General features: G+C 28.9%; 27 protein-coding genes and 6 pseudogenes. 17 read left to right on the top strand and 16 right to left on the bottom strand.

Features of this window, described 5'->3' with window-relative positions; translation table 11 throughout:
• Positions 1-692: 692 nt before the first annotated feature.
• The 11 genes and pseudogenes from QMG63_RS05290 to QMG63_RS05240 form a co-directional block, all read right to left on the bottom strand.
• Positions 693-1,259 (bottom strand): hypothetical protein, encoded by a 567-nt coding sequence (locus tag QMG63_RS05290; RefSeq protein WP_425592813.1) that lies wholly within the window; start codon positions 1,257-1,259, stop codon positions 693-695.
• A gap of 99 nt (positions 1,260-1,358) precedes the next feature.
• Complete coding sequence (gene thyX / locus QMG63_RS05285) at positions 1,359-2,183, bottom strand: FAD-dependent thymidylate synthase (RefSeq protein ID WP_281862296.1); 825 nt, start codon at positions 2,181-2,183, stop codon at positions 1,359-1,361.
• 139 nt (positions 2,184-2,322) lie between these two features.
• Positions 2,323-3,216, bottom strand: coding sequence for a P12 family lipoprotein (locus QMG63_RS05280; protein ID WP_281862365.1), 894 nt, complete (start codon positions 3,214-3,216; stop codon positions 2,323-2,325).
• Between the two features lie 277 nt (positions 3,217-3,493).
• Positions 3,494-4,009: a Vsp/OspC family lipoprotein gene (locus tag QMG63_RS05275; protein WP_281862374.1), complete on the bottom strand. Its 516-nt coding sequence runs from the start codon at positions 4,007-4,009 to the stop codon at positions 3,494-3,496.
• A 218-nt stretch (positions 4,010-4,227) separates the two neighbouring features.
• A complete protein-coding gene (gene bdr, locus QMG63_RS05270; RefSeq protein ID WP_281862372.1) occupies positions 4,228-4,353 on the bottom strand; it encodes a Bdr family repetitive protein in 126 nt (41 codons plus the stop codon).
• Between the two features lie 376 nt (positions 4,354-4,729).
• A complete protein-coding gene (locus QMG63_RS05265; protein ID WP_425592818.1) occupies positions 4,730-5,686 on the bottom strand; it encodes a variable large family protein in 957 nt (318 codons plus the stop codon).
• A gap of 233 nt (positions 5,687-5,919) precedes the next feature.
• Positions 5,920-6,310, bottom strand: a pseudogene (gene bdr, locus QMG63_RS05260) (Bdr family repetitive protein).
• 300 nt (positions 6,311-6,610) lie between these two features.
• Positions 6,611-7,591, bottom strand: coding sequence for a variable large family protein (locus QMG63_RS05255; protein ID WP_281862363.1), 981 nt, complete (start codon positions 7,589-7,591; stop codon positions 6,611-6,613).
• A gap of 233 nt (positions 7,592-7,824) precedes the next feature.
• On the bottom strand, positions 7,825-8,079 hold the full coding sequence (locus QMG63_RS05250) for a hypothetical protein (protein WP_281862376.1): 255 nt from the start codon (positions 8,077-8,079) through the stop codon (positions 7,825-7,827).
• A 131-nt stretch (positions 8,080-8,210) separates the two neighbouring features.
• On the bottom strand, positions 8,211-8,393 hold the full coding sequence (locus tag QMG63_RS05245; RefSeq protein ID WP_281862362.1) for a hypothetical protein: 183 nt from the start codon (positions 8,391-8,393) through the stop codon (positions 8,211-8,213).
• A gap of 140 nt (positions 8,394-8,533) precedes the next feature.
• A complete protein-coding gene (locus QMG63_RS05240) occupies positions 8,534-8,659 on the bottom strand; it encodes a DUF603 domain-containing protein (protein WP_281862360.1) in 126 nt (41 codons plus the stop codon).
• A gap of 163 nt (positions 8,660-8,822) precedes the next feature.
• Between QMG63_RS05240 and QMG63_RS05235 the strand changes: the two genes are divergently transcribed.
• Positions 8,823-9,239 carry an Mlp family lipoprotein gene (locus tag QMG63_RS05235; RefSeq protein WP_281862359.1) on the top strand — a complete coding sequence of 139 codons (417 nt, stop codon included), beginning with the start codon at positions 8,823-8,825 and terminating at the stop codon, positions 9,237-9,239.
• 1,277 nt (positions 9,240-10,516) lie between these two features.
• On the opposite strand, the gene QMG63_RS05230 is transcribed toward QMG63_RS05235, so the two are convergent.
• The 5 genes from QMG63_RS05230 to QMG63_RS05210 form a co-directional block, all read right to left on the bottom strand.
• Positions 10,517-10,933, bottom strand: a complete 417-nt coding sequence (locus tag QMG63_RS05230; RefSeq protein WP_281862357.1) for a DUF261 domain-containing protein — start codon at positions 10,931-10,933, stop codon at positions 10,517-10,519.
• A gap of 449 nt (positions 10,934-11,382) precedes the next feature.
• Positions 11,383-11,532 (bottom strand): single stranded DNA-binding domain-containing protein, encoded by a 150-nt coding sequence (locus QMG63_RS05225; RefSeq protein WP_281862355.1) that lies wholly within the window; start codon positions 11,530-11,532, stop codon positions 11,383-11,385.
• A gap of 56 nt (positions 11,533-11,588) precedes the next feature.
• Positions 11,589-11,723, bottom strand: a complete 135-nt coding sequence (locus QMG63_RS05220) for a hypothetical protein (RefSeq protein WP_281862353.1) — start codon at positions 11,721-11,723, stop codon at positions 11,589-11,591.
• 134 nt (positions 11,724-11,857) lie between these two features.
• Positions 11,858-12,559, bottom strand: coding sequence for a DUF244 domain-containing protein (locus QMG63_RS05215; protein WP_281862352.1), 702 nt, complete (start codon positions 12,557-12,559; stop codon positions 11,858-11,860).
• A gap of 3 nt (positions 12,560-12,562) precedes the next feature.
• Positions 12,563-12,736: a hypothetical protein gene (locus QMG63_RS05210; RefSeq protein ID WP_281862350.1), complete on the bottom strand. Its 174-nt coding sequence runs from the start codon at positions 12,734-12,736 to the stop codon at positions 12,563-12,565.
• Positions 12,737-13,228: 492 nt separating this feature from the next.
• Between QMG63_RS05210 and QMG63_RS05205 the strand changes: the two genes are divergently transcribed.
• From QMG63_RS05205 to QMG63_RS05135, 16 genes and pseudogenes are all read left to right on the top strand, one after another.
• On the top strand, positions 13,229-14,311 hold the full coding sequence (locus QMG63_RS05205; protein WP_281862348.1) for a plasmid maintenance protein: 1,083 nt from the start codon (positions 13,229-13,231) through the stop codon (positions 14,309-14,311).
• A 13-nt stretch (positions 14,312-14,324) separates the two neighbouring features.
• Complete coding sequence (locus QMG63_RS05200; protein ID WP_281862347.1) at positions 14,325-14,882, top strand: DUF226 domain-containing protein; 558 nt, start codon at positions 14,325-14,327, stop codon at positions 14,880-14,882.
• Positions 14,858-15,631: a ParA family protein gene (locus tag QMG63_RS05195; protein ID WP_281862345.1), complete on the top strand. Its 774-nt coding sequence runs from the start codon at positions 14,858-14,860 to the stop codon at positions 15,629-15,631. Before QMG63_RS05200 ends, QMG63_RS05195 begins: the two co-directional genes overlap by 25 nt.
• A gap of 70 nt (positions 15,632-15,701) precedes the next feature.
• Positions 15,702-16,232, top strand: a complete 531-nt coding sequence (locus QMG63_RS05190) for a chromosome replication/partitioning protein (protein ID WP_281862343.1) — start codon at positions 15,702-15,704, stop codon at positions 16,230-16,232.
• A gap of 787 nt (positions 16,233-17,019) precedes the next feature.
• A complete protein-coding gene (locus tag QMG63_RS05185) occupies positions 17,020-17,148 on the top strand; it encodes a hypothetical protein (RefSeq protein ID WP_281862341.1) in 129 nt (42 codons plus the stop codon).
• A 48-nt stretch (positions 17,149-17,196) separates the two neighbouring features.
• A complete protein-coding gene (locus QMG63_RS05760; RefSeq protein ID WP_425592817.1) occupies positions 17,197-17,289 on the top strand; it encodes an ERF family protein in 93 nt (30 codons plus the stop codon).
• 220 nt (positions 17,290-17,509) lie between these two features.
• Positions 17,510-17,641 (top strand): hypothetical protein, encoded by a 132-nt coding sequence (locus QMG63_RS05180; RefSeq protein ID WP_281862340.1) that lies wholly within the window; start codon positions 17,510-17,512, stop codon positions 17,639-17,641.
• 72 nt (positions 17,642-17,713) lie between these two features.
• Positions 17,714-17,822 (top strand): annotated as a pseudogene (locus QMG63_RS05175) (variable large family protein); the annotation flags it as partial.
• Positions 17,823-17,840: 18 nt separating this feature from the next.
• The gene (locus tag QMG63_RS05170; RefSeq protein ID WP_281862338.1) at positions 17,841-18,026 is read left to right on the top strand and encodes a variable large family protein; all 186 of its coding nucleotides are present in this window, start codon (positions 17,841-17,843) and stop codon (positions 18,024-18,026) included.
• Positions 18,027-18,129: 103 nt separating this feature from the next.
• Positions 18,130-18,309 (top strand): annotated as a pseudogene (locus QMG63_RS05165) (variable large family protein); the annotation flags it as partial.
• A 209-nt stretch (positions 18,310-18,518) separates the two neighbouring features.
• A pseudogene (gene bdr / locus QMG63_RS05160) lies at positions 18,519-18,921 on the top strand (Bdr family repetitive protein).
• Positions 18,922-19,156: 235 nt separating this feature from the next.
• Positions 19,157-20,218, top strand: a complete 1,062-nt coding sequence (locus tag QMG63_RS05155; RefSeq protein WP_281862337.1) for a variable large family protein — start codon at positions 19,157-19,159, stop codon at positions 20,216-20,218.
• A gap of 294 nt (positions 20,219-20,512) precedes the next feature.
• Positions 20,513-20,916 (top strand): annotated as a pseudogene (bdr, locus tag QMG63_RS05150) (Bdr family repetitive protein).
• A 242-nt stretch (positions 20,917-21,158) separates the two neighbouring features.
• On the top strand, positions 21,159-22,220 hold the full coding sequence (locus tag QMG63_RS05145; RefSeq protein WP_281862337.1) for a variable large family protein: 1,062 nt from the start codon (positions 21,159-21,161) through the stop codon (positions 22,218-22,220).
• Between the two features lie 294 nt (positions 22,221-22,514).
• Positions 22,515-22,918: pseudogene (gene bdr, locus QMG63_RS05140) on the top strand (Bdr family repetitive protein).
• 263 nt (positions 22,919-23,181) lie between these two features.
• Positions 23,182-24,117 carry a variable large family protein gene (locus QMG63_RS05135; protein WP_425592819.1) on the top strand — a complete coding sequence of 312 codons (936 nt, stop codon included), beginning with the start codon at positions 23,182-23,184 and terminating at the stop codon, positions 24,115-24,117.
• Positions 24,118-24,126 lie beyond the last annotated feature (9 nt).

Here is a 24,126-nt window from a genome sequence, read left to right as displayed (position 1 = left end):
AGTTTATATTTGTATTGTATAATAATAATTCTTTTACTTAAACAACCTTCTTTTTTTCGACCTCTATAAATACATAGAAAATTTAAAAAAGCTTTGCTCTTAGTTTGAATATGAAGAAGAAGACGATGATGAATCAAACTATGAAAGCAGAAAAATAACACAAAAAACAATTAATCAATAGTACATATAATTTTAATACACTAAGTATTAATACAAATGATAATAATGTTATTAAAAACTTAATGGAAGCCTTTTTTTTCTTCAATGCAAAATGACTTTGATTTTAACTATTTCATTTGTTATTTAAAAAAACAACAAAAAAGTTAGCGACTGCTCTATCCACACTGCTGACAGATCAGCACTGACTGGTCTTTTCACCATGTTGTTAATTACATTTATTTATTTCAAGTTTATTTAATCTGATTCCTGAGTTCTTTTCTCCTACTCTTACAAAGTTTATTGCGATCTTTGAACTCACTTGAAATTGCCAGAGTTAAAGCTAAAAAACATCTAAAAATTTACAAAAGAAGGACTTGGGAAAAATTTTAATAATTTGTTAAACGCAACAGTATCATTAGGATGTGTATAATATCTTTGTGATTGTTTATTTGCAAATAACATATAATTTCCAAAATATCTTATCAATTATATCAACTGCTGAACCTACATTATATCATGATATAAGATAAATCCTATCTGGAAGGTTTATGTGAAGCTCTAAACTCATAACACACATCTTTAATACCATTCAATACTTTATCTTCAGGATCACCACCAAAAAGCGGAGATGGGGAATTTAAGAACATAAAATAATTATCAAAAACACTAGCAAGTCTACTCTCTAGTCTATAATGCTCTTCCGCATCTATATTAAGACTTTCATCTCTACCCTCTACATTAGGTGAATTGTCTCTACCATATTTAATATAACTAATCAGTTCTTTAACTTTACCCTTATCTTTCAGTTTTAATAAAAACCTTTTTATATATTCTTCTATCTTAAACACATCTCCTTTTAAATAAAAATTAAAATTAGCTGCGCTAGTATATGTTTTTGTAAATTCATCTTTTAATGCATTGACAAAAAAAGTTAATGTATCAAGCTCTTCTTTATTAAGTCCAAGATTACTTTTCCAATCTGATTTTAAATTAATACTTTCTAGGTCTTTCGATAAATGACCTTGATTACTATTATTTTTGAATAAATCACAACTTATAAAACAAGTCACACAAAATATAAAAACAAACCTACTATACATAAAATTCATATCCTTAGTCACCGCATATAAAATTCAATTATTTTCTATAAAATATATATCATTATTACAATAATTCAATAAAAGGGGAAACTTTGTTTACTATTTAATATTAAGCTTATCTTTTAATCTATTTAATGCTTTACTATCCAATTTTAACTTACTGGTATCTAAAGCAGCAGAAATTGCCATTATTTCTTCATAAGAAAATCTACATCCTTTTAAAATATGATTTTTAAAGCTTTTAGCAGCAATTGGCACAATTTTTTCAATAATATCAAGCAATATATTGGCATACTCACGCATTTCTTTTGATGAATTTTCATTAACTTCTTTCGATTCATTTAATCCCAATCTTAACTTTATAAAATGAAAAAGATTTTTTAAATCAATCTGCCAATACCATTCAGTATATAAACTTAGAGGCAAAACTATTCTAGATATTTCCTTTAAAACATTGCAATCTATCATATCTTGATATAGCTTGTAACAATATTTTTGACTTTTTTCTAACTCAATTAATATATCTTTAGTAAATTGAGGAGATTCCATTTTTTCATTCACACATTGATTACTATCAAGCTCTTGAATTTGTATATCTTCTGGAAGATAAAATTCTTCTCTCATTAAACTATAAGAACCAGATACTTCATTAATCCTAGCTGTTCTATGTCTCATCCATTGTCTTGCAATAAATATGGGAGCCTTAACATAAAAGGTAAAGACAACTTGTTCAAATGGACTTGTATGTTCATTTCGTATTAAATAATCAATAAGTTCATTATCGTCCCTTTTAAAGCTTTCACTGCGATATGAAATTCTTGCAGCCTGAACGATCCTATCATCACTACCCATATAATCAATAAGCTTTATAAAGCCTTTATCTAAAACTCTATAATCCTTATTTAATAAATCTTCTCTTCCCATATTAGTATTCAAAAAAACAACTTCTAAAGATAATTATTTTTAGAAACTTATCTAAATAAAATTTAAGAGAGCTCCATTGAAAAGAAGACTCTCCTTTTCAAACATTAGTATTATAAAATATATTTATATATATATTTTCTTATCTCCTAAAACCTACTAGAACAGATCTTGCTTCTTGAATAAGTTTTTCTATATCTTTCTTTCTTCCCATTACTTCACCTATCTTCAAAGAAGAAGATTCTAATTGACGTAAAGCATTTTCTGCATCACTTCGTGCAATTTCAGATAATTGCGCTGGTACATAAGATAATCTATGTCTCCAATTTGCTGAATTTTTTAATCTTTTGATAATGGATTCCTTTAAAGTGTCTTGTGCTCTCTTAAAAAAAAATTCTGCAGACCCTATACCTTGTATTGCAATATCAATTTCATTTATAAGCCTCTCAAAATTAGAATCTTCTTCCCTTACCCAACTGTACCAACGATTTACATTCTCTATCTCCATGCTATTTTTCCTAAATTTATCCCTTCCTAGACTCAACCCTTTGAAACTTCTTTTCTCTTGGAGTTTTGAGAGTATATTATACAAATCGACTCTTAATCGTTCATATTCATCTTTAAGCTCACGTGCATTCTCAATTAATTTAGCAAATCCAGAACCTTTAAGAATACTTTCTACCCTTTCAATTTTTTCTTGTGCGTCTTTTTCGTCCTTAGTAATTGGAAGTAAATCTTCTTCGTTTATATTTATTTCTTCTAGATAAGGATAGTATGGGGGATTATGAAATACTGGAATCTCTGTATTCATATTATTAACAGGCACTAAAGGAAAGTCCTGAACCACTTGATGTTTTACGCCTTCTTCCAATTCACCTTCTTGCTTTCCATCCTTAGGATTTAAATCTTCTACCTTGTTGCTTTGTTTTAAATATTTTTCTCTTGATTTGAGCATCATTTCATTAAGGGTATTTATATCACATGAAAATAAACTTAAAAATATTAAAATAAATAATGGCAAAATACTCTTATGCATATCTCCCCCTTGCAAGTTATAACCCTACTTAACTTTTAATTCATAACAACTACCATAAAATGTAGTACACTTAAAATAAAAGCACAAAAAGAACCTCATAAAATAATACAATCAGTTATAATTTGTAATTGTTCAAAAGAGAACATAAGAATCTTACAAAGATACAATTAAAAATCAAAAGCTAAGAGCAATACCGCTCCTAGCTTTCTTTTTATTGACTTTATTTTTCAGTTATTTACTTTTAATAAAAAAACTAATCTTATAATAATTAATTAAATTATTCAGATTTATCTGCCTTAGGAGTTGTAAGACCTGCCATTGCAGATTTTACTGCATCATCAGCAGCGTCTACTAACGCACCAATTGCTGTATTTAAAGCAATAAGATCAGAAGCTCCTTTAGTTTTCTCACCATTATCTTTATCTATAGCTTTCTTTGCATTATCATCAGTAGCATCTTTTTTACCAAGGTCAGCATGCCCCCCTTTCAATTTATCTAAGAAAGCTTTAGCTTTACTTTTAGAATCAGTAACCTTTGCCTTTAATTCATTAGGAAGCCCAACTGTTTGTTCTAAGTCTCCCAATTTAGTCTCTGCAAACAATACTATATTATATGCTCCTGCAATTAACGACCCATTATGATCAGCTTCACCAGCAAGACCATTTGCTTGAATTTTCTGACCAATAGCTTTAGCAAGTTTATCTATTGACTCAACTAAAATACGAACTTCTTTAACACTAGCTGCAAAATCAACAGCATTTTTTATGTCTGTACTTACTTTTGATAAATTAATTACTGACCCATCAGCCTTTATTGCCGCCCCTTCTTTAGCTCCTCCATTATTACGTGCCTCCTTATTAACTTAAAGGGAGCAAGATAGTTAACAAACTTTGATAAACATAAAAAAGCTTAAGAACATAGATACTGTAATATTTCAAAGAATGTGTGTAATTAAACAATCAACAAAAGTGATTTTTATAAAAAAAATAATTGACAGAAATTCAATTATTATTATCCAGGTCTTTTAATATTGGACTTTAATGTTGCTTCTAACTTTTCAAGCTTAAGGTTAAAAGTAGTCTTTAAATATTTAATATCTTTATAAGTAAGCTCATTTTTATAATATCTGTAAGCAATATCTCTATTAATACCAACTCTAGTTAAGATCAGTTATAACCATTTGTTGAGTAATTACTGGTTGTGCAAGTCCCATAAAAATCCCCTTATATATAATTATAATATAATATGGTTAAGTGTTATAGGGAAGGTATGTAAGTAAAATGTGATTTAAGAGGTAACTAATATAACATAAAGTATTTAGTCTATTTTCTTAAGTTTATCAAAAAGCTCAAATGCAATCGTACCATCAATCTGTTGTTAAAGGATTGTTACCAATATTATTTAGACCTAAGTATTATTACAGATAGTAAAAAAGGAAAACAATTCTTATGAAAAGAAAAGTTTCCCTCAAATGACTTTATTTAGTTATGTATGTTTTATTAACAATTCTCTATTATTGTCCACCAGTTGCGTCTGCAGGTTTAGCTGCTAGTTCAGCATTTATTTTCTTTAAACCACTATCAATAGTATTTCTTATAGCAATAGTTAATGTATTTAATGCTTTAGTAACAGCACTTACAGCTGCACCTTTAACTGCAGCAGTAACCTCCGCGGTTCCAGCATTATCATTAGCGAATTTACCCCCCTTAGCCATAGCTCTTAAAGCAATAGCACCTGCAATGCTCCCATCTTTAGCACCAGCAGCAACAGCAGCAGCACTAGTGCCATCCTTAACAATAGCTTTTAAAATATCAGCACCAGTTACAGCCCCAACAGCTTTAGCAGCATCAGCTGCAGACTTCTTTGCATTAGCAGCATTATCAATAGCAGCATTACCAAATAGCTTACCTGCTTCACCATCACCAGCAGCTGTTCTTGCAGTAGAACCATCTTCAGCCTTTTTATTATCACCAGCATCATGTTTACCTTCATTTTTAAGCACTACATCTACAATTGATTTAATTCCCTGTACTAATTTATCAACATCACCAGCAGCACCACCGTTATTCTGAGCAGCAACATTACCAAGTAGCTCAGTACCCTCAGAACCAATAGCATCACTAGCAGTCTTAGCCCCATCAATTATCTTACTAAGAGTTTCACCAACTTCTTTTACAACCCTCTCAGCATTAGCAGCATTAGGATTATTCTTAGATTTCATATCAGATACAATCTTATCAAGGGATGTCTTTGTACCTTGTACAGTATCATGAACGGTTTTAAAGTAAGCTGCAACATCAGACTTATTAGTAGTAGTATTAAACCCTAATACACCTCCAAGCATATCACCAAAAGACGTAAACACATTTAAAAATTTACTCTGAAGCTCCTCAGTATTAGTACTGCCACTCCCACAGCTAAGAAGTAAAAATAAAGTCATTAATAACGCACTTAAAGTAATTCTTTTCATTATTACGTGCCTCCTTATTAACTTAAAGGGGGAAAAATGGCTAACAAGCTTTGATAAGCAAAATAAAAAAGCCAAGAACATAGATACTGTAATATTTGCAAAGACTAAAAACAATGGAAACAACTAATATGTATGAATTGTTGTTAACAAGAATTTAAATGATTTTTGTAAAAAAAATGACTAAAAAAAATAATTGACAGAAGGTCAATTAAATAAGGAGTAATTAAATAAATTTACTTTACTAATAAAGACATTAATGCCAAGAATATTCCTATATTAAGTGTAATAAGGGTTCCAAACATCCAACCATGAAGTCTTAATGTAGTCTTAAGTTCCATTTTATTAACATCAATTTTATTATCAAGTTCATTGAATTTAGTATCTATTTTGGAATTAAGATTATTCTCAACAGTATCAATTTTATTATCCAAGTCTTTAATATCAAATTGTAATGTTGCTTCTAACTTTTCAAGCTTAAGGTTAAAAGTAGTCTTTAAATAATCAATATCTTTATAAGTAAGCTCATTTTTATAATATCTGTAAGCAATATCTCTATTAATACCAACTCTAGTTAAGATCAGTTATAACCATTTGTTGAGTAATTACTGGTTGTGCAAGTCCCATAAAATACTCCTTATATAATTATAATATAATATGGTTAAGTGTTATAGGAATCTCTTTTTAGTAAAATGTGATTTAAGAGGGTAACTAAATATAATATAAAGTATTTAGTCTATTTTCTTAAGTTTATCAAAAAGCTCAAATGCAATCGTACCATCAATCTGTTGTTAAAGGATTGTTACCAATATTATTTAGACCTAAGTATTATTACAAATAGTAAAAAAGGAAAACAATTCTTATGAAAAGAAAAGTTTCCCTCAAATGACTTTATTTAGTTATGTATGTTTTATTAATAATTCTCTATTATTGTCCACCAGTTGAGCTTTCAGGTGTAGTAGCACCTTTGGTTGCTAGTGTATCATTTATTGACTTTAAACCATTATCAACAGTATTTCTTATAGCAATAGTTAATGTATTTAATGCTTTAGTAACAGCACTTGCTACTGCACCATTTACTGCATTGGCAGATTTATCCTCACTCTTAGCAGCAAATTTACCCCCCTTAGCCATTGCTCTTAAAGCTATCCCTGCTGCAATAACTGCATCCTTTTGTGCTTCATCTCCAAACTCCTTATCATCCTCTTTTTTAGCAGCAGCAATCTCAGCAGCGTTTTTTGCTTGATCAATACCAACATCATTATTAGCAGCCTCAGCAGACTTAGCAATAGCTTTTAAAATGTCAGCACCAGTTACTGCTCCAATTGATGCACTTGCTGCTGCCGCATGTTCTTCTGTTCCATCATCCTTTTTACCAAGCAACTTACCAATTGATTTTTTCTCATTTCCTGCTGTCTTAGTAGCTTCTGCACTTCCCTCATTATCCTTTAAAACCACACTAACTATTTCTCTAATTCCCTTAACAAGTGCATTTACACTTGCAGAATCTCCAGGTGCACCCTCCTGGTCTTTAGCACCACCAATCTTATCTTCTCCTGTAGCCCCTTTAGCTGCTTCATTTGCACCATCAGCAATCTTCTTTAATGTGTTAGTAATAAACTGCTCAACAAGTGATTTAACTTTTGAGTAATTCTCATTCTTATCAACTGCTTCTTGCAACTCCTTTTTTACTGATGTAATAGTAGTTTCAATAGCAGCAAAATACTTCCCTACCTCACTTTTCGTAGTATCTGCCTTAATGCCAAAAGCATTAGTTACCATATTACCAAAAGACGTAAACACATTTAAAAATTTACTCTTAGGATCCTCAACATTAGCACTGCCACTCCCACAGCTAAGAAGTAAAAATAAAGTCATTAATAACGCACTTAAAGTAATTCTTTTCATTATTACGTGCCTCCTTATTAACTCAAAGGGGGAAAAATGGCTAACAAGCTTTGATAAGCAAAATAAAAAAGCCAAGAACATAGATACCTTAATATTTGCAAAGACTAAAAACAATGGAAACAACTAGTATGTATGAATTGTTGTTAACAAGAATTTAAATGATTTTTGTAAAAAAATGACTAAAAGAAATAATTGACAGAAGGTCAATTAAATAAGGGAGTAATTAAATAAATTTACTTTACTAATAATGACATTAAAGCTAAAAATATTCCTATATTAAGTGTAATAAGGGTTCCAAACATCCAACCATGAAGTCTTAATGTACTCTTAAGTTCCATTTTATTAACATCAATTTTATTATCCAAGTCTTTAATATCGGATTTTAACTCATTTTTATAATATCTGTAAGCAAGATCAATACCAAAAGCAAGCTTGTACTCTCTTTGCATTTCTTTAAATATAGGTAATATATATATATATATATCCATTATCGTAACCTTTAAATTTGTAATTTAAATCGCACATCAGTATAAGTAACTTTAAGCTTTAGCATTGTCTTGTAACATAGTGACATCTTTTTAAGTTCTCTTTCTCTTTTAAGCTCATCGAGTTTAGATTTTCAATCTTCAAGCTTCTTACTCTCTTCTTCTGAATGTGCAATTTTATTATTCAAAATCTTCTTATAAAAATTGCTAATTTGAGACTCTAATTCTTCTATTTTGTAATTATGAGGTTTAAGTCCCAACTCTAAATAACGACTAAATGAACTTATAAATTCAAGTCTTAACATACTTCTAGTCATACTAAACTGACTTTTAAGATCACGTGCATAAGCTGTACTTTGTGATATGTAAAGGAAAGATATTAGTTAGAGTGTCTTCACAAATAGTAAGCTTGGCAGTACCAGTAATATACTCATAGTCATCTTTAATCTCTTCCCATTTACAGTCTCATCTTTCCCACATTAACACAACTTACTCCCAGTTCTTTTGCTATCCCTGTGTTATTAAGATTTACTTCTCTAAAATACACAACATAATCATCTAATAATTCCCTTATCTTATTCACATTTTTTTAAACTTAGTATAGATTAACAAAATCTAACACAAAATAACATAAACTCTATAACAAAACAATCAAGTTTACAAAAACAATAAATATTTATAAGTACATGTACATTAAGAAAAAAATAGAGATATATTTTTAAAATCAGAAAAATAAGGAGTTTTATATGAATAAAATTAATTTTATTTTGGTTTTCTTACTATTAATTAGTAGTTGCGAATATGAGTATAGAACTATTATACCCCAAGGTACAAAAAATACAGAAGAACAAGCAAAAGTACAAAAAACACCAGAAGAAGTGTTAAAAAAAAAGTTAAATGATAGTCAAAAAAAAGACTTAGACTTCTTAAAAGATGCTTTAGGTAATGATGCTCTTTTCAACAAATTTTTAAGCCTTGATGAATCTAAAATAAAGTCTGCACTTGAGCATATACATACTGAACTTGAAAAATGTAATGGAAATAACGATGGTAAAAATACTTTTAAACAAGTAGTACAGGGATACTTTAATACAATGGATGATAACAAGTTAGATCAATTTAAAACAAATGCTACAAGTGCCTGTGCAGTAGCAGGTGGTTAAAATAAACCTCTAATAATCAAAGATGAAAGTTAAGAAAAAATATTAAAAAAAAGTAGATTTAAGATAATAGGGCAACAAAAATTCTAGATAAAAAAGAGTAAGAAAGAATAAATTAAACTCACTATAAAAATGGTAAGGATAACTATAAAAATAAACCTTTGGTTAACAAAAAGAGAGTATTTAAATTTTATAATAAATAATCCATCATTGCAAAATGAAAAGCTACTAAAAAGACAAATAGAGTAAATACAAATAGGATTATTAAGTATTTATAACAAATAACCCTAGAAAAGATATTTTATATACACAATAAAGCTCATTAAAAATTGACTCTACATATAAGTATTTGCTTAACTTTTGTTAACTAATTTTATCTATTTTTAAAATCTTCAGTTAACAATATGAGAAAAACATTTAATTAACGATAATCTATAATTTCAAAATCAAAGAATTATAAATGCAAAATGAACGCTTAAATGTTAAATATACCCAAAATCAATCTTAAAAATTAAAAGACTAAACAATCAAAAAGTATTCCTTTAAATTTTATCTAAATGACAAAACAACTAGTCTAGTAGAGCGTTATATAGAAAGACTTAAAGCAAAAGACCCAATCTCAGGATGGTTTGTATATCTTTTAAGTATTACTGGTTGTAGAGGTGTTAGGATACAAAATGTAAGACTTACTGACATCTCTAAAAAGATTATCAGTGATGGTGAAATATTTTACTCTCTTAATGTTAATGTAGCAAAAAAACATAGCAGTATCTGTATAAGAGAAGTAGTTATTAGTAAGTCTGAATTTTGCGATGCTATTATGCAGGCACATAAAGAATACTTTTCTTCTAAAGGAAAAGACTTAAGACATACATATCTATTTCAAAAAAGTAAACTTAAATTCCGTGACAATAAAATTAAAATAAGTGAGATTTCAAAATAGTTTAAATCATTACTAATTAAATCAGGATTTAAACATTGCAAATCACTACATATATGTCGCAATATACTTATTGCATCTCTTAAAACTAAAGGCTATAACTAATTTGAAATAAAAGAGCTTATGAAATACTCTTCCACACAAGAGATTGATAATGTTTATGGATTATCAGCTGCAAGTAAAATACAAGCTTAAAAAGATATCAAAATAGTTTGAAATAACTTAAATTTTTTGTTAAACTCTTGGTTTTGATAAGCATTTAGTGTGTAATAAATACAAATCCAGAAAATTTAAAGCCAACATTTCATTATTGTTCATTATAACAGATAAAAGTACTAGCTTAAGCTTGCTTAAATATACGCTTAGACGTAAGTGTATACTCTCTCCCCCTATCTTCAAACTCAAGTGAATCATAAAGCACTACACCATTATTAGTTGCCATAAAATGATATCCAGGAACACCCTTGATTTTAACTTCACTTACTTCAAATTCGCTGTCTAAACATATGTAAGTGGGGGCCTCCCATCGTATACTTGTATTAATATTAAACCTTCCAAGTACAGCACATGGATTTAGAATATAACAATTACTTCTCATATATCCTAACTTAACAAAAGTATGATAATTATTGTTAATATCACTAATACTAAACCGAAACTTTTTAAACTTCTCTATATAATAATGAAGAGATAAAAAGTAACACCCCCATTCCTGTATCTCTAAAATTAAGTTTGGATTATTTTGCTTTATTTGCACCTTTAACCTCCCTCAGCAAATATCTAAGCTTTTAACATTAAGGATTAAGTTCCCTATTATTAAACAAATTTAACAATCGGTCTAAGAACACAGAAAAGCTAAAGATATTATGTACAAAGACACTATTCTTACTAATCTTAAGTATTCTACATTCAAAAACTTCTATAAATTTTCTATTACAAACTATTATTAAAACTATTTGACTCTTAATCACTAAAAGAGAATATCCTCATAAAACCCATCTTGAGATTTAGTCTCATTAGTTACTTGGGTTTTAACAGACGAGTTTAAGATCCCAACTATCATTTACCAAAATACTGCATTTATTCTTATTATCACCTGTACGCTTATCGGTCCAATTTTCTTAAGCAAGAGAGCCATTAAGTACAACTTGAAAGCAAAGCAATAAGGCTCCCTGTTTTAGATCCAAAGATCACACAGCCAAAAAATTATGCATGCCTCACCCTCAAGTTATTCCTCTTAACACCTCTATTATTAGCCAGAGTAAATTTTAACATAAGGAAACTATTACTAGTATAAGTAATTTCACAGCCTCTTGTTAAACGACCAGACATACTTAACAAAGTAATATCAAACACTAGAACCCTCCTTATCATGAAGCCTACTTAGCATTGCCATACGTTTTAAATCACAATCAAGTCTTCTCATATTTTTTCATATTTTTTAAAAATTTTTGCCTTACATAATAATCATGAATGAGTTTCTCTATACTTATTACGCTAAACTTACATAAAAATCTTAAAATACTGTAAGTAATTAATAAAAACATAAACATAAACCTCATAAAGGTACCCTTAAATAGCATTTAAAGTAAGAGTGGACCACTCATCAACCACATTCGAATTACTAAAAGTAAAATTCATACTATCACCTAAAAACTTAAACCTATCCTTAATAGATCTTTTAGTCATATCTCAATGGAACAAATACCCCCTCAAAATTATAATTTACATGTTCAATTAAAGAAAATTTTCCTATAAGATCATCTATTTGGGATTCAAGTTTATCTTTAATAAATTTTGTTAACCTAGACAACTCCAAAGTATGACCCTTTTTAGTTGTCTCTTCTACTCTATCAATTTCAGATTGCAAAGAACTAATCTCTTCAAGGCATTCTTTCAAATTCCAATTATCTTCACCATCAATTTCAAAATCACTAAATTTTACAAATTCTAAAAAGTCAAATTTGAAATCTATATCACACAAATCTTTATATACGCAGCCATTCTTCAAAAAATCTCCAATAATAACACTTAATTCATCTAAATCAACATTTTTAATATCAATATCACTGTTTGACTTTAAAGAGTTGGCAATACGAATTACTTCTGCTTCCAATCTTGAAACATTAACCATTACCTCTCTAATAAAATCATCATTCCTCTCAAATACACAATTGATCGCCTCATTACCTATAATAACAAATAAATTACCCTTGTTTAAACCTGTACATAATAGCTGCATTTGTACTTGAACATAATACTTGAAGAAATATTTATTTTCTAAAAAATTACCAGTTTTATTGTATTTAGAGACCGCACTTTTTAAGTAAAGATTATACTTAAATTTGATCTCAAGTAATTGTGCTTTTCCTTCACTATCCACAAATCATCCATCAATTGTAGAACCAACTAATGTCTTAAGGTCTTTGAATTTTTTAAAATAATTATACTTATCAACACCATTTGCATATTTATTTTTATGCAACACTTCCATATTACTTGAGTACATACGTACAAATTCATCAAATCCCAAGGTTTCTAGTATCTTCCCCTTCTTCATGCTTAAGTTATCTTCAAATGGAATTTCTCTTCCTATAGCTTTATAGTATTCTATCTCTAATCAATTTCTCTAAAGAATCAGCACCAATAAACACTCTTCCAACTTCACTTACATCCATACGCTTTAATACTTCTCTTTGCATACTAAAATCAACTTTACTATTAAACTTAAAACACTCATCCTTACCAATTTTTGGTAATTTACGCCTTATCCTGCTTATTTTTACTTATTTGGTTTTGTTTATCTTTAAGCAACTTTTGACTTTGATATGCAAATGATTCAAATTCTTAAAATATCATTTGTCCGCATAAACCAAATTGTTGCATCTCCACCTTTGATCTTTGATTATTTATTTTTGATATATTTACCATATTGAAACTCCTACTTTATAAATTCATAAAAACAAAAAAATATTTTATTATAAATAGGTTTACTTTTAACGTATATCACACTATAATAGTTAATAATATACTCATAAAATAGGAGATTTAAATGAGGAGCACAAAAAAATCTACAAACAAACATCAACACAAGTTAATCGTTTTAATATCTACACTAAATTATATGAACTTGAACCTTAAAAAATATACCCAAAGCAACATACTTCATTACTTTAATAACAATATGAAAAAAAATGACCAAAAACCTGTTAAACTTAAAACTCTACAAAGTCATCTCTATAAATTAGAAAAAAAATTTAAAGTAACAATGAATTATCACAGACATTTGGGCGTCAACATGGGAACTGAAGTTCATTACAAACTTAAATATCCCAAAAAAGAATGTTACCGCATAATCAACAAACACTTTAGAGAAAAAAAAGAGGAAAGATACAAAAAACGTGCCAATGCATATTTTGAAAAAACTTGCATCAAAAATAGCAGTGTAGAAAAATGGGAGTGTTTTAATAATAAATATAATAATAAAGATAATGAAGAAAATAAAAACACAAAATTTATAGAAAAGTTACAAGTAGAAAAATACGCTAAAAAATGCAATTTTAAATCAAATGCTTTCCTTTCTATTTTAAATCTAGAAGTGGAAAAAGATTTTAAAATCCAAGCATTGAAAGCCATTAAGAAAACCGAAAACAGCAGGTATAAAAGAATAAATAACATTAAACTTAAGAGTAAACAAAAAGAATTAATCAGAATATTAGATGAAACAAAAGCTAATTTGAAGAAAGAAGGATATGATAGCAAACAATTAGAAACCCAAATACAAAATGTGTATGAACAATATAAAAACAAACCTCACTTTATCATAGAAAAAGATAAATACAGTGATCTAGAAAAAATAATAGGAAGACTTAAAAAAACAGTTAAATATATTAATAGAAACACAAAAGAAAATGAGAGAGATATTAGAAATAACGTGTTTAGCATACTTCTTGAACAATTAAAATCCAAAATAGACATATCGATTTTAGTACCGATATTAAAAAATTATTTAAGCAAACAGAACAAGTTAGAATATAACAAGGTATTTAGTAATCATTACCATTACGAACTTTTAGAGTTAATGGAAGATAATAAAGATTATTTACAATTAGGAGAATCCAAAAAAAAATACTAGTTAAGGATTAATTATGAAGAGTATATTAGAACGCCTTAAAGAGAAAAAGTTAAAAATTAATAATAAAATAGATAAACCTATCTTTATTAAGATAGAAAGTAAAAATAACAGAAATTTATATCATACAAAAATTATGACAGATTTTTATGCATTTGGAGTCAATAAAAAGCAAAATAAATTCTTTATTTTACTTAGAAAATTATTTAATAGGAAAGAGGCAGAATTTTTTAATCTATTTCCTGTAAGAGACAATGATAAATTCTTAGGTATTTATTATGGCTATAGGAAACCAATAAAGAATGTTGTAACAAGATATGAAGAAAATGGAGTTATTAAAGCATCTACTTTTTCAAAAGCTTATTATATAGAATTTAGATTTAAGAAGGGTAGTGTGTTTTGCTACATTGTAGGAATTTCTTACTTACTTAGAAAAGATAAAGTAGATACTAATTATTGTAAATTTTTAGTTGATAAACTTATAGACCTAGAAAAAAAAGTATATGAATTTTATGGTAAAAAATTACCAGAAGAAGGGATAATTACCAAATGGATAGAAAAAAACCTAAAATAATTAGTATTGCAAGTCTTAAGGGAGGTGTTGGAAAAAGTAGTACGGGACTAATATTTGCAACACTCTTAAGCGAAAATTATAAAGTGCTTTTAATAGATATCGATACACAAGCTTCAATAACAAGTTATTTTTTTAATAAGCTTAAAGCTAAGGATATAGATTTGGCAAATATTAATATATACGAGGTATTGAAAGAAGATTCTTTAGAGATAAACAGTGCAATTATAAGTGTCGGTAATAATTTAGATCTGATACCTAGTTATTTAAGCTTGCATAAGTTTAATCAAGAAGCCATTTCATTTAAAGAATTAAGATTGAAAAAAAGATTAGAATCTTTACAGGATAATTATGATTATATATTAATTGATACACCACCAAGTTTAGACTTTACTTTAATAAATGCTTTAGTTAGTAGTCATTATATATTAGTGCCAATAACGGCTGAAAAATGGGCAGTTGAAAGTTTAGATTTATTAGAATTTTATTCGAAAAAAATAGGAGCTAGTATACCTACTTTTATACTAGTAACTAGATTTAAAAAAAATAATACCCATAAACATTTACTTGACATTTTACAATCAAGAGATGATTTTTTAGGAACTATATCTGAAAGAGAGGATTTAAATAAGAGGATAGCAGAAAACAGTGTTTTTGATTTAAACAAAGATTATATATATGAATACCAAAGTGTACTTAGATGTTTTTTAGATAAAATGGAAATTACATTATCTTTTGGATGGAAAATATAATGGAGATTTTGAATAAAAGAAAGAACAAATTTCCGGCACCGGAAAAAATTTAGTTTCAGGAGGTTAAAATATGAATATACAATTAAATAAAAGAGATTTGTCTAATGAAAGTGATGCATTAGTTAAGTATAAGTCATTAAAGTCAAAATTAATTATTAACTTTAAATCTGAAATCTGTTCTAGAATAGAAACAATGAAAGTTTTAAAAGAAATAAAAGATAATGAGTATTATAAGATGGATGGTTACAAGAATTTTGAAGATTTTACAAAAGATTATAAATTGGCCAAAACTCAAGCCTATGATTACTTAAAAATTGCCAGTGCTATAGAAGAAGGGATTATCGAAGAAAATTTTTTAGTGGAAAACGGATTTAGACAGACATTGTTTGTTTTGAGGAACAGTGAAAGTAAAGCATTAAAAAAATCAAGAATAAATTCAATCAAGCCATTAAAATTTCAGCTTAAAAATCAAGAAAGTTATGCTTTTTATAAGCAAAATCCAAAGCTTACAGGATTTATATTAGATAAGCTTTTTTCAAGTGAAAAGAAAATATTGGAAAAATTTGTAAATGAATTTAAAAGCATAAAATATGAAAAGTAAGAAGTGTTTATAAATAATTTAGTATATAAGATATATAGAACAGAAGATTTGAGGATGGAGTTTTTAAAAAAGGATTTACTGAAGCAGTCGTATGTTTTATTTTACTTTAGAATGACAATTCTAATTTTGAAGTTTTAAAAAAAGAATTAAAAATAATGCAATTTTATTAGAAAAGCTTAATATAAGAAATAGTATTTTACACTTTATTTTTCTTTTAGGAGTGCCAATAATTATATCTATGATTATGTCTCTAATAAGTAAATTTTTTATGAGGTAAGAAAATTATTAGTAAAGGGTTGATTTTATTTTTAATTTGTTGTATTTTAATTACTAGTAGTGCTATTCGTTTTAGAACTACCTATTTTATGATCACCACAGTGAGCCTTAGAGCTTAGTTAAATATTCTTAAATAGAATGCTTAACTAAGCTCTAAATTTTTATTTTTTTGTTATATATTTGTTTTTATTAATTCATAAAGTAGGAGTTTAATATGATAAAAAATAAAATATAAAATACAAAAACTAAAATTTGTAAAGCAAGTAAGAAACTAAATAAACAAGCAAAAAGAAAAGTAACAGATATAATAGTAAATGATCAAAATTCAGTATCAAAAAAGATCAATCAAAAATGAACTTTCTAAAGTTTTTATACAGTCTACAAATGTACTTAAGTGGTATAGGTAAGAACCTTACAGGATTAGTGGGTATAAATATCAAGATTTCAATGGGATAATAAGGGAAATTAAACATGTTATAAAGAGCAATAATCTAGATATTGATTTTGTACAATGTCCAACATTAAAATTGTAAGAAATAATACAATTAATGTTATTACAACAGCATTTTACAGTGTCGAGAGTGTATATAGCGAGTCATTTGATACGCCTATTTATACAGAAAAACTTTATTTTGTATAAATAGGCGTAAAGAATCAAAATACACTGCCTCAACTTGTAAATTCATACATGACATATTTCAAAAGATATGCTCTTATAAGATACCTATCAATTGAGAGTGAAGTTGACACTGATGCTAGCTCTTTGGAGCGTATTCAATGAGATGATAAGAAAAAGATAGTAGTATAAATATTCCATCTATAAATTCTCTAAAGGACAATAAAATTGTTAATACCAAAGCAACAAATACTAAAACAATAACTAAAAGCACAACAAAACAGCAATTTGTTAGTCATAAATCTGTAACTAAGCTTGAGAGTCTCCTAAATGTATACCTGCTAAGTATTATTATTGCAAAAAATTGCTTCAAGCATCTAAAAGAATGCATTCGGTATTAGATGAGATATCTTTTGATAGTTTAGAAATGATAGATAAGTTTTTACTACAATTAAAGAATGATGATTCTAATATACTTGGTTATTTTGAAACTAAACTAGAGCTTAAAACTCTATAATATTGGACTGACTTTATAAATAATTATTTAACTTATTTTGTCTCTTAATGAGAGGTTAGATTACTTTAGTTGCAGAGTTCTAAGAGTAGATTCTTAAAATTAATTATTAGTTTAGATAATGACTTCTTAAATGTGTTTATGTCTTTTGGTGATATGATTGGAGGTGTATTAAGATTTAATACTGCTACTAAGAAGTTTAATGTTAGAGCTTAACTTTAATAAAGTCTATGATACTGTACAAGGTACTAAGACAGCCTTTGAGAAAATTGTATCTGACATGAAATCTGAAAATAATCCTAATGCTTCTGCAATTGAGATTGTTATTAACAGACTAGTTGGTGAAACTCTTAATAAGATAATTGATGGTGCAAAAACCACTAATTAGGCTATTGGTGATGTTATTAAAGGTGGTGATGCTGGTGTTGGTACTAGAGACAAAAAAGCTTCAGTTAAGTCTCTTAGTTAAGGGCTTGGAATGATTGTAGATAGTGAAATCAGTAGCTATAAGTGCGGTAAATAAGGTATTAGTAGTACTTAATTTTATAATCAGGAAAACAGTAGCAAACAATCTAGATAATATAAGAGGTGTTGTTAAGGGAATACAATATTCTGAAACTACTACAGAAATGACTGAAGTTAGTGCTATTCAGCCTGCTGTTATTAGATAAGTTACCTAATTGAATTATCTAAATAATATTGGTAACAATCCTTTAACAACAGATTGATGGTAAGATTGCATTTTAGCTTTTTGATAAACTTAAGAAAATAGACTAAATACTTTATGTTATACTTAGGAACTCTTTTAAATCACATTTTACTACAAAGAGATTCCTATAACACTTAACATATTATATAATAATTATATAAGGAGTATTTTATGGGACTTGCACAACCAGTAATTACTCAACAAATGGTTATAGCTGAACTTAACTAGCGCTGGTATTAATAGAGATATTGCTATTTAGTTTGCTTACAGATATTATAAAAATGAGCTTACTTATAAAGATATTAAATATTTAAAGACTACTTTTAACCTTAAGCTTGAAAAGGTAGAAGCAACATTAAAGTCCAATATTAAAGACTTGGATAATAAAATTGATACTGTTGAGAATAATCTTAATTCCAAAATAGATACTAAATTCAATGAACTTGATAATAAAATTGATGTTAATACAATGGAACTTAAGAGTACATTAAGACTTCATGGTTGGATGTTTGGAACCCTTATTACACTTAATATAGGAATATTCTTGGCATTAATGTCATTATTAGTAAAGTAAATTTATTTAATTACTCCTTATTTAATTGACCTTCTGTCAATTATTTCTTTTAGTCATTTTTTTTACAAAAATCATTTAAATTCTTTTTAACAACAATTCATACATACTAGTTGTTTCCATTGTTTTTAGTCTTTGCAAATATTTAAGGTATCTATGTTCTTAAGCTTTTGTTTTTTGCTTATCAAAGGTTGTTAGCCATTTTGCTCCCTTTAAGTTAATAAGGAGGCACGTAATAATGAAAAGAATTACTTTAAGTGCGTTATTAATGACTTTATTTTTAATAATAGGATGTAATAATGAAGTAGCAGAAAAAGATCCACAAAAGGTATTTTTAACTTCTATTGCTAATTTAGGTAAGGGATTCTTAGATGTTTTTGTGACTTTTGGTGATATGGTAACTAATGCTTTTGGTATTAAGGCAGATACTAAGAAAAGTGAGGTAGGGAAGTATTTTACTGATATTGAAACTACTATGACATCAGTAAAAAAGAAGTTGCAAGACGCAGTTAAAAAGAATGGGAATTACTTAAAAGTGAAAGAAGTAGTTGATCAGTTTATTACAGGCAAATTAGACAAGATCGCAGAAGGGGCTAAGACCGCTGGTGAGGCTATTGGTTCTGATGATAACCCAATTGCTAATGTTGCTACTGGTGCTGGTGCTGGTGCTGGTGTTGCTGGGGCTGACGTCGAGAAACTAGTAAAGGGCATTAAAGATATTGTAGACGTGGTACTTAAAGATAAAGGAAGTGCTGATGCTGGTACTGATAAAAAGGCTGAAGATGGTTCTACTGAAAGAACCGGTGGTAATGCTGCTGATGGTGAAGCAGGTAAGCTATTTGCTTCTGATAATGCTGGTAATAATGCTGCTAATGCAAAAAAAGCTGCAGCTGATGCTGCTAAAGCTGTTGGGGCTGTAACTGGTGCTGACATTTTAAAAGCTATGGTTAAAGATAAAGGTGATGCTGCTAAGTTAGCTTCAGGGGCTGCTGATGCTAACTCTGCTAAAAAAGATGCAGTTATTGCAGGCGCTATTGCACTTCGAGCAATGGCTAAGGATGGTAAGTTTGCTGGTAAGTCTGATGCTGCTGCTGAGTATGACCCTGCAGTTAAAGGAGCAGCTGTAAGTGCTGTTACTAAGGCATTAAATACATTAACTATTGCTATAAGAAATACTGTTGATAGTGGTTTAAAGTCAATAAATGATGCACTAGCAGCCGTTACACAAGAAGATAAGTCTGCAGAAGCTACTCAACCTGCTGCTACTACACCTGCAAACGCAACTGGTGGAAACCAATAAAAAATTATAAATAAAACATACATAACTAAATAAAGTCATTTGAGGGAAACTCTTCTTTTCATAAGAATTGTTTTCCTTTTTTACTATTTGTAGTAATACTTAGGTCTAAATAATATTGGTAACAATCCTTTAACAACAGATTGATGGTACGATTGCATTTGAGCTTTTTGATAAACTAAAAAAAAATAGACTAAATACTTTATTTATACTTAGGAACTCTTTTAAATCACATTTACTACAAAGAGATTCCTATAACATTTAACATATTACCTTATAATTACATAAGAGTATTTTATGGGACTTGCACAACCAGTAATTACTCAACAAATGGTTATAACTGAACTTAACTAGCGCTGGTATTAATAGAGATATTGCTATTGAGCTTGCTTACAGATATTATAAAAATGAGCTTACTTATAAAGATATTGAATATTTAAAAGACTACTTTTAACCTTAAGCTTGAAAAGTTAGAAGCAACATTAAAGTCCAATATTAAAGACTTGGATAATAAAATTGATACTGTTGAGAATAATCTTAATTCCAAAATAGATACTAAATTCAATGAACTTGATAATAAAATTGATGTTAATACAATGGAACTTAAGAGTACATTAAGACTTCATGGTTGGATGTTTGGAACCCTTATTACACTTAATATAGGAATATTTTTAGCATTAATGTCATTATTAGTAAAGTAAATTTATTTAATTACTCCTTATTTAATTGACCTTCTGTCAATTATTTCTTTTAGTCATTTTTTTTACAAAAATCATTTAAATCATTTAAATTCTTGTTGACAACAATTCATACATACTAGTTGTTTCCATTGTTTTTAGTCTTTGCAAATATTTAAGGTATCTATGTTCTTAAGCTTTTATTTTGCTTATCAAAGGTTGTTAGCCATCTTGCCCCCTTTGAGTTAATAAGGAGGCACGTAATAATGAAAAGAATTACTTTAAGTGCGTTATTAATGACTTTATTTTTAATAATAGGATGTAATAATGAAGTAGCAGAAAAAGATCCACAAAAGGTATTTTTAACTTCTATTGCTAATTTAGGTAAGGGATTCTTAGATGTTTTTGTGACTTTTGGTGATATGGTAACTAATGCTTTTGGTATTAAGGCAGATACTAAGAAAAGTGAGGTAGGGAAGTATTTTACTGATATTGAAACTACTATGACATCAGTAAAAAAGAAGTTGCAAGACGCAGTTAAAAAGAATGGGAATTACTTAAAAGTGAAAGAAGTAGTTGATCAGTTTATTACAGGCAAATTAGACAAGATCGCAGAAGGGGCTAAGACCGCTGGTGAGGCTATTGGTTCTGATGATAACCCAATTGCTAATGTTGCTACTGGTGCTGGTGCTGGTGCTGGTGTTGCTGGGGCTGACGTCGAGAAACTAGTAAAGGGCATTAAAGATATTGTAGACGTGGTACTTAAAGATAAAGGAAGTGCTGATGCTGGTACTGATAAAAAGGCTGAAGATGGTTCTACTGAAAGAACCGGTGGTAATGCTGCTGATGGTGAAGCAGGTAAGCTATTTGCTTCTGATAATGCTGGTAATAATGCTGCTAATGCAAAAAAAGCTGCAGCTGATGCTGCTAAAGCTGTTGGGGCTGTAACTGGTGCTGACATTTTAAAAGCTATGGTTAAAGATAAAGGTGATGCTGCTAAGTTAGCTTCAGGGGCTGCTGATGCTAACTCTGCTAAAAAAGATGCAGTTATTGCAGGCGCTATTGCACTTCGAGCAATGGCTAAGGATGGTAAGTTTGCTGGTAAGTCTGATGCTGCTGCTGAGTATGACCCTGCAGTTAAAGGAGCAGCTGTAAGTGCTGTTACTAAGGCATTAAATACATTAACTATTGCTATAAGAAATACTGTTGATAGTGGTTTAAAGTCAATAAATGATGCACTAGCAGCCGTTACACAAGAAGATAAGTCTGCAGAAGCTACTCAACCTGCTGCTACTACACCTGCAAACGCAACTGGTGGAAACCAATAAAAAATTATAAATAAAACATACATAACTAAATAAAGTCATTTGAGGGAAACTCTTCTTTTCATAAGAATTGTTTTCCTTTTTTACTATTTGTAGTAATACTTAGGTCTAAATAATATTGGTAACAATCCTTTAACAACAGATTGATGGTACGATTGCATTTGAGCTTTTTGATAAACTAAAAAAAAATAGACTAAATACTTTATTTATACTTAGGAACTCTTTTAAATCACATTTACTACAAAGAGATTCCTATAACATTTAACATATTACCTTATAATTACATAAGAGTATTTTATGGGACTTGCACAACCAGTAATTACTCAACAAATGGTTATAACTGAACTTAACTAGCGCTGGTATTAATAGAGATATTGCTATTGAGCTTGCTTACAGATATTATAAAAATGAGCTTACTTATAAAGATATTGAATATTTAAAAGACTACTTTTAACCTTAAGCTTGAAAAGTTAGAAGCAACATTAAAGTCCAATATTAAAGACTTGGATAATAAAATTGATACTGTTGAGAATAATCTTAATTCCAAAATAGATACTAAATTCAATGAACTTGATAATAAAATTGATGTTAATAAAATGGAACTTAAGACTACATTAAGACTTCATGGTTGGATGTTTGGAACCCTTATTACACTTAATATAGGAATATTTTTAGCATTAATGTCATTATTAGTAAAGTAAATTTATTTAATTACTCCTTATTTAATTGACCTTCTGTCAATTATTTCTTTTAGTCATTTTTTTTACAAAAATCATTTAAATTCTTGTTAACAACAATTCATAGATACTAGTTGTTTCCATTGTTTTTAGTCTTTGCAAATATTTAAGGTATCTATGTTCTTAAGCTTTTATTTTGCTTATCAAAGGTTGTTAGCCATCTTGCCCCCTTTGAGTTAATAAGGAGGCACGTAATAATGAAAAGAATTACTTTAAGTGCGTTATTAATGACTTTATTTTTACTTCTTAGCTGTGGGAGTGGCAGTGCTAATGTTGAGGATCCTAAGAGTAAATTCTTACAGTCAGTTATTAGTTTAAGTAATGACTTCTTAAATGTTTTTGCTAAAACTTTAGCTTTTAAAGCTGAGACTACAAAGAACGATATTGGAGTTTATTTTACTAAAATAGCAGAGACTATTACATCAGTAAAAAATGAGTTGCAAGAATCAGTTGCTAAGAATGAGAATTACTCAAAAGTTAAATCAGTTGAGCAGTTTATTAACACATTAGGTAAGATCGCAGAAGGTGCTAAGACTGCTAGTGATGCTATTGATTCTGATGATAACCCAATTGCTAATGTTGCTGCTAATAATGCTGGTGCTGCTGGGACTAATGTCGATAAACTAGTAGGAGGAATTAAATCAATTGTAGACGTGGTACTTGGTGCAAATGAAGGTAAACATGATGCTGGTACTGATAAAAAGGCTGAAGATGGTTCTACTGCAAGAACAGCTAATGCTGCTGATGGTGAAGCAGGTAAATTATTTGCTGCTGCTGCTGCTGGTGATGCTAATAATGCAAAGAAGGTTGCAGCTGATGCTGCTAAGGCTGTTGGGGCTGTAACTGGTGCTGACATTTTAAAAGCTATTGTTAAAGATGGTGGTGATGCTACTAAATTAGCCACTTCTAATAATGCTGGAGTTGCCCCTAAAGATGCTACTATTGCAGGTGCTATTGCTTTAAGAGCTATGGCTAAGAGTGGCAAATTTTCTGGTCCTAATGCTGCTGATGCTGCTGATTATGACCCTGCAGTTAAAGCTGCTGCTGTAAGTGCCGTTACTAAAGCATTAAATACTCTTACCATAGCAATAAGAAATACTATTGATAGTGGTTTAAAGAAAATAAATGATGCACTAGCAGCCAAAGATGCTAGTACACCTTAAAGCTCAACT

It is taken from the genome of Candidatus Borrelia fainii, assembly GCF_027925085.1.
Classification (GTDB): domain Bacteria; phylum Spirochaetota; class Spirochaetia; order Borreliales; family Borreliaceae; genus Borrelia; species Borrelia turicatae.
The sequence above is the reverse complement of the archived record's forward strand: the minus strand, read 5'-3'. Positions and strand labels throughout refer to the sequence as shown.